We start from the raw sequence: 6377 nt of genomic DNA, 5'->3' as shown, positions 1-6377 counted from the left end.
CGACGTGATCACCTTGATGACGTTGCCGATCTCCGCCGACGACTCGCCGAGCTTGGCGATGGTGCTGTTGGTCGCCTGAGCGGCGGCCACGGCGTCGGCGCCGACGCGGGAGGCGTCGCTGGCGCTCTGCGCCACCTCGTGGATCGACGCGCCCATCTGCTCGGCCCCGGCCGCCACGGTGTGGATGCTGGTGGAGACCTGGTCGGCGGTGCCGGAGATCTCGGAGGCCCGGTTGGACGCCTCCCCCGCGGACGCGGCGATCTGCTGGCTCGTCCGGCTCAGCCCCTGCGACGCCGAGGACAGCTTGGCCGCCGACTCGGCCGTCCGGGACACGACGCCACGTACCTCGGCCAGCGCCGAGCGGACGGCGTCAGCCATCCGGCCGACCTCGTCGTTGCGCCGGACCGGAATCTCGGCGCCCAGGTCACCGGCCGCGACCTTGTTGAGCGCGGTGACCATCGCCTCGATGGGGCGCCGGACGGTCCGGGCGATCCAGGTACCGAGGAAGACCGCCACGGCGAGGCCGACGACCAGAACGAGGATGGTGACCGTACGCGACGAACTACGCAGGGCCGCCATCTGCTTGCGCTGCGCGTTGGCGTCCACGAGCAGCCGGTCGGCGAACGCAGCGACCTTCTTGTCGTTGGCAGCGCTGAGCGCGGAGGTTTGTTTGTCGAGGTCGGCCGCGTTCGGCGCGTTGGCCGCGGTGGCCGCCATGCGCGCCGCGTGCGTGGTCACGTACGTGTTCCAGGCGGTGGCCAGGTCGTCGACGTCGCTGCGGAACTCGGCGGGCGAGTCCGCCTTGAGCTTGTCCAGCGCCGGGCCGATCTGGTCCTTGGCGACCTGCTTGCGATCCAGCGCGGCCTTGACGCTGGCCGGGTCCTTGAGCGACTCGGACAGCAGGCTGGCCTTGGAATAGGCGGTCTGGAAGGTCTGCACCTGACGCAGGTCGCTGAGCGGCGCCAGGTCACGCACCGCCATCGCGTCCGCCCGGCCACTCAGCTGAGACTGCTGCGCAAGGTTCATCATCGCCAGCACCACCATCAACGCGCCGACGGCGAGGAACCCGGCCACCAGCCGGCCCCCCAGCCCGCGCCATCCGGCACCGTTCCTGACAACTCCCTCGGCCATTTCCGCTCCCTCGTCAAGCCAAGCGCGCCTTCGTCCGCTCGCCTCTGTCGGCGTCGGACACGGCATATCCGCACCCTCGGCGTGACACCGGGCGGCACTTCGTGACAGTCGGCACCCGTTGGGCCGGATTTAGGTGATCTGCTGACGCAACCGGGTGAAGTCACCGGGAGTACCGCCCCGGTCCGCCGTCCCGGTCATCCGCTCTCGTAGAAGCGCTTCGCGCCGGGGTGCAGCGGGATCGGCTCGGTGTCCGGACCGTTGACCCGGTCGAAGTTGGCACCCTCCGGGTGTACCTTCGCCAGCTCCGCCTGGTGCTCGAAGAGCACCTTGGTCAACTGGTACGCCAGTTCGTCCGGCATGTCGGCGGTCACCAGCAGCAGCGTGGGCACCGCGATGCTCTCGACGTCGACCGGGGTCCGGTAGACCTGCTTGGGGATGGTCACGCTGGAGTACACCGGCCCGAACTTCGCGTTCAGCGGCCCGACCAGGCCCGGTGTCGGCAGCAGCTCGAATCTCCCGGGCGCGCTGTCGAGCAGCTCGGTGATGCCGTTCGTGGGCAGGCCGCCGATGAAGAACAACGCGTCGATGACGCCGGCCTTCATCCCGCTCACGGTGTCGGGCAGCGACAGCCGCAGCCGCTGGAGATCAGTCTCGGGGTTGAGCCCCGAGGCCTCCAGCATCCGACCGGCGACGACATCGGTGCCGGAGTTCAACGTACTGGTGGAGACCCGCTTGCCGCGCATGTCGGCCAGGGTGCGGATCTTCGCGTCGCTGCGGACCGCCACGTTCATCGTGTTCGGGTACAGCCGGGCCAGCGCCCGGATCGGCCGCTGCTTGCCGGCCTCGGCCCCGCGTACCGCGCCCGGTCCGCGGGCGGCCACCGCCTCGGCAGCGGTGTCCCCGTTGACCAGGGCGATCTCCACGTCCCCGCCGGTCAACCGGATCACGTTGTCGCCGGACGCGGCGGTGGGCTCCGGGCTCACCTCGTACCCGCCGGGCAGGTACTTGCTGGCCAGGTCGGCGTAGCCACCGCCGAACTGGTAGAACACGCCGCTGGTGTTGCCGGTGCCGAGGTAGAGCCGGCCGTTGTGCCAGCGTTCGGGCGCGGCAGCGGCGTTCGCGCAGCCGGCCAGCCCCAGCACCGCGACGAGCGCGAGGACGACTCGGCGCGCCCTCACGTCAGCCGTCCTCGCGGGCGGCCGGCTCGAGCGCATCCGCCACCCGGTGCACGAGCATCGCGGTCTCGTACCCGACCTGTCCCAGGTCGCAGCCGGGCGCCGCCAGCACCCCGATCAGCGCCCGGTTGCCGACCGTCATGACCAGCATCACGCCACCGTCCATGTCGACGATCGTCTGGCGGACGTTCCCCGCCGACATCAGGCGGGCGGTACCGGAGCACAGGCTGGCCAGCCCGCTGATCACCGCGGAGAGCTGGTCGGCCATGTCGATCGGAAGGTCGGCCGAGGTCGCCAGGCGCAGCCCGTCGTCGGAGACGACCACGGCGTGGGCCACGTCCGGTACCTGTCGCGCGAAGTTCACCAGCAACCAGTCGAGCCCGGCGGTCTGTTGTTGTTGCATGGAGATCATCGATCCTTCGCGGCAGTGGGTGATTGGTTGGTGTGACGGTGAGCGGCCGACACGCCTTCCGCCAGCGCCGACAGCCGGGTCCGTACGACCTCGGGGTCGACGGACGGCGAGCGCGCCGGTGCGGTCCTGGCCGGCGGCACATCACCGGAGAACTGGGCTCCGGGACGGCGCCGCGGCAGCGCCCCGGGTGTTTCCCGGGGCGGGGTCGTGTCCACTGTGTCCTCCTGTGGGGGTACGACGCCGGGTGGTCCGGTGTGCCACCCCGGATCGACGGACGGCGGCCCTGCGGTCGGTGCGGCGGCGGACGCCGTGACGAGCGGCGCGGCCTGAGCCGGCAGTGTCGGGGCCGGCAGTGTCGGGGCCGGCAGTGTCGGGGCCGGCAGTGTCGGGGCCGGCAGCGCCGGGAGTGCCGGGAGTGCCGGCGCCGGAGCGTCGCCGGTACCCACCCGCGGCATCCCCGCGTCGGCGGGAACGGCCACCACGTCGGCGTCCTGCTGGTCGCGGAACCAGGTGGTCACCGCCGCGGCGGTGATCCGGGCCAGCCTCGCACCGGGCCCTTCCAGGACGGGCTCGGCCGGGGCAGACTCGGCCGTCGCGCCGCGTACCGACTTCACCGGCGCCAGTACGGACAGCGGCAGCAGCACGTACGCGACGGTGCCGCTGGCGGTGGCGTGCAGCCGCACCTTGATCCCGTGCCGGGCCGCCAGGTGCGCCACCACGTAGAGCCCCATGGTGCCGGCCGCGGCGCTGGACAGCCGGGCGGACCGCTCGGCCAGCCGCCCGTTGACCTCCGCCAGCCGCGCCTCGGACAGGCCGATCCCGCTGTCGTGCACCCGGATCACCACGCCGTCGACGGTGTGCCGGGCGTCGACCCGTACCGGCGCGTCCGGCGGCGAGTACCGGGCTGCGTTCTCCAGCAGCTCGGCGAGCAGGTGGACCAGGTCGCCGACGACCGGACCGGCGACCGCCGCGTCCATCGACTGCGCCTCGACCCGCTCGAAGTCCTCGATCTCGGACGCCGCGGCGGTGACGACGGCGGCCAGGGGGAACGCCCCGGTGGCCGGCCGGCCCGGCTCGCCACCGGCGAGCACGAGCAGGTTCTCGCCGTTGCGGCGCAGGCGCGCGGCGATGTGGTCGAGCGCGAAGAAGCGCGACAGGGCCGCCGGGTCGGTCTCCTCGCGCTCGAACTCGTCCAGTAGCCGTAGCTGGCGGGTGATGAGGGTACGGATGCGGCGGGCGAAGACCTCCGCCATCCGGGCCACGTCGACGTGCAGCTCGGCCTGGTCGCTGGCGAGCCGCATCGCGGTGTGGTGGACCGACGAGAACGCGTCGGCCACCTGGCCGACCTCGTCCTCGCTGGCCGCGATGCGGCGGGTGATGGCGGCGGCCTGCGAGTCGCCGCCGACGGTCTGCTCGACCGAAGCGCCCGCCATCACCTTGGCGATGGTGTCGGGCAGCTCGGTACGGGCGACCGTCAGCGCCGCGGCGCGCAGCCGGCGCAGCCGGCGACTGGTACGCACCGCCAGGATCGCCGCGGCGGCCAGCGCGCCCAGCCCCAGGCCGATGGTGCCGAGCGCGGTGAGCCAGGCCCGGCTGGTGGCCGAGGTGGAGATGTCGGAGGCGCGCCGGTCCAGCTCGTCGGAGAGGCTCAGCCCGACCTGGTTGACCTTCCGGATCGTGCCGCTCTGCGCCACGTACCAGCTGTCGGTGTCGGCCCGCACCGCGCCGGGTTCGCTGCCGAGCACCGCGGCCCGCCGCTGCGCCGCCCTCTCGACGTCGGGACCGGTCACGGTGGTGTCGTAGCGCTCGCGGGCGGCGGCGTCGGCCACCCGTTCGAACTCGGCCTCCCGCTCCTGCCGGGCCGACTCCAGCCTGGCCAGCGTGAGCAGGTCGGCGCCCGGCAACGTGCCGCGGCTGAACACGACCCGGAGCAGGTCCCGCTCGAGGGCGTGGAAATGCTCGACGGCGGCGAGCGCGGCGATCCCCCGCGCCGCGGACGCCAGCCCGGGGTCGCGGATCTGGAGCGGCAGGGCGTCTGCGACGGCGAGCAGGGCGCTCGCGATGTCCCGGAACGTCTGGTCGCTCTGGCCGCCCAGCAGGGTGCCCGCGTTGCTCTGCGACCGGGCCGCGTCGAGCTTGTCCAACTGGACGTCGGCGGCGTTCAACCGGCCCTCGAGCGCGGGGACGGTATCCGCGGCGGCCACCCGGGCCGCGCGGTACCGCCCGAGCGCCTGGTCGGTCCGGGTGCGCTGCGCGGTGACGAGCTGCTCGCCGGCGCGTCCGCCCCGCTGCCGGAGGGCGATCGTCTCGGCCAGCTCCCGCTCCATTTCGTGGGTGAGCCGGACCGTCGCCGTCGCCGTGGAGGCGACGACCTGTGCGCGCGCGGCGTCGCGGGCGCTGTCGACCGCGGCGGAGGTCTGTACCGTACCGAGGATCCCCAGGCCCAGCATGGCGACGAGGATCGGGGCGAGCAGTTGGGTACGCACCGACCACAGCCGGGGAGGACCGCCCGTACGCCCGCCCCTGCGGTGGCCGGCGATCGTCGGGTCGGCGGCCAGGGAGCGGACCTGGCCGGCCGGGGGTCGTGGCTGGGGGGTAGTCGCGATCGCCATTGCTCTCCTGCGCGGGCTGCCGGATCCGCTTGCGCGGACCGGCAGCCGGGTCAAGTGCTACTTGGCGCCGAGTCGGTCAAGCGCTTCCTTGGCGCCTCGGTGCAGCGGGACAGGGTCAGTCTTTCGCGCCGTCTCCAAACTGATTCCCTTCGCCGCCGCGTTGGCCTTGACCAGATCGTCACGCTTGTCGAACAAGGTCTTTGCCAGTACGCAGGCGACGTTGGCGTCCAGGTCCTCCTTAACCAGCAACACGTTAGGGACCACAATGGTCGGAATGTCAGTGGCCGTCCGGTAGGTCGCCGCCGGAATTGACCCGTCCTGGTATGCCTCGTTGCTCTCGCGCAGCTTCGGCAGCAACGGGGTGACCTCGATGAACTTAACCTTGCTGCCCATGGTGGTAAAGAGATCGGTGACAGCAGGGGTCGGAAGGCCACCGGACCAGACCAAACCGTCGATGGTGCCATCCTTCATACCGTCAATGGTCTTGGTGAGATCGAGCCGTTGGGGCGTGATGTCCTTGTCGGGATCGACGCCGGCAGCCTTCAACAAACGCTGCGCGATCACTTCGGTGCCCGATTTCGGGGACCCCGTGGAGATACGTTTGCCTTTCATATCCGCTACGGAGTTGATGCCCGCATCGGCTCGCACGACCACATGCGTGTAGTTGTCGTAAATGCGGGCCAATGCCCGTACCGGCTGCTTCTTGCCCTCGAAGGAGGCCTTGCCCTGCACCGCGTCGGTCGCGGTGTCGAAGAGCGAGAAGGCGATCTGGTACTCGCCGGCGACGAGCTGCTGGATGTTCTGCACGGAGGCGCCGGTCTCGGCGGCCGTCGCCTGCACCTTGTTCCCGGTGTTGGCCTTCAGCTGCAACGCGTACGCGTTACCCAGCGCGTAGTACACGCCGGTGGCGTTCCCGGTCGCGATGGAGAGCCGGGTGTCCTTGTCGACCGTGCAGGTGATGGCACCGCTCCCGGTGTCCCCACCTCCGGCGCTGCGACGACCACCGCAGCCGGCACCGCCGGCGATGGTCACGGCCAGCACGGTCGT

Annotated in this window: 5 protein-coding genes; all 5 read right to left on the bottom strand. The window is 71.7% G+C overall.

The features are described from left to right. The coding region (locus Pme01_RS12525) for a methyl-accepting chemotaxis protein (RefSeq protein WP_203935579.1) at positions 1 to 1131 on the bottom strand (1131 nt) is incomplete at its 3' end. 194 nt (positions 1132 to 1325) lie between these two features. After that, entirely contained in the window at positions 1326 to 2309 is a 984-nt protein-coding gene (locus tag Pme01_RS12520) for a TAXI family TRAP transporter solute-binding subunit (RefSeq protein WP_239088191.1), read from the bottom strand. A 1-nt stretch (position 2310) separates the two neighbouring features. Continuing rightward, positions 2311 to 2709 (bottom strand): roadblock/LC7 domain-containing protein, encoded by a 399-nt coding sequence (locus Pme01_RS12515; protein ID WP_203935578.1) that lies wholly within the window; start codon positions 2707 to 2709, stop codon positions 2311 to 2313. 5 nt (positions 2710 to 2714) lie between these two features. Beyond that, the gene (locus Pme01_RS12510) at positions 2715 to 5330 is read right to left on the bottom strand and encodes a sensor histidine kinase (protein WP_168115535.1); all 2616 of its coding nucleotides are present in this window, start codon (positions 5328 to 5330) and stop codon (positions 2715 to 2717) included. Between the two features lie 57 nt (positions 5331 to 5387). Then, complete coding sequence (locus tag Pme01_RS12505) at positions 5388 to 6362, bottom strand: TAXI family TRAP transporter solute-binding subunit (RefSeq protein ID WP_239088190.1); 975 nt, start codon at positions 6360 to 6362, stop codon at positions 5388 to 5390. Between the last annotated feature and the right edge of the window lie 15 nt (positions 6363 to 6377).

The sequence above is a fragment of the Planosporangium mesophilum genome (genome assembly GCF_016863255.1).
GTDB classification, from domain to species: domain Bacteria; phylum Actinomycetota; class Actinomycetes; order Mycobacteriales; family Micromonosporaceae; genus Planosporangium; species Planosporangium mesophilum.
This window is presented reverse-complemented; position numbering and strand designations above follow the sequence as displayed.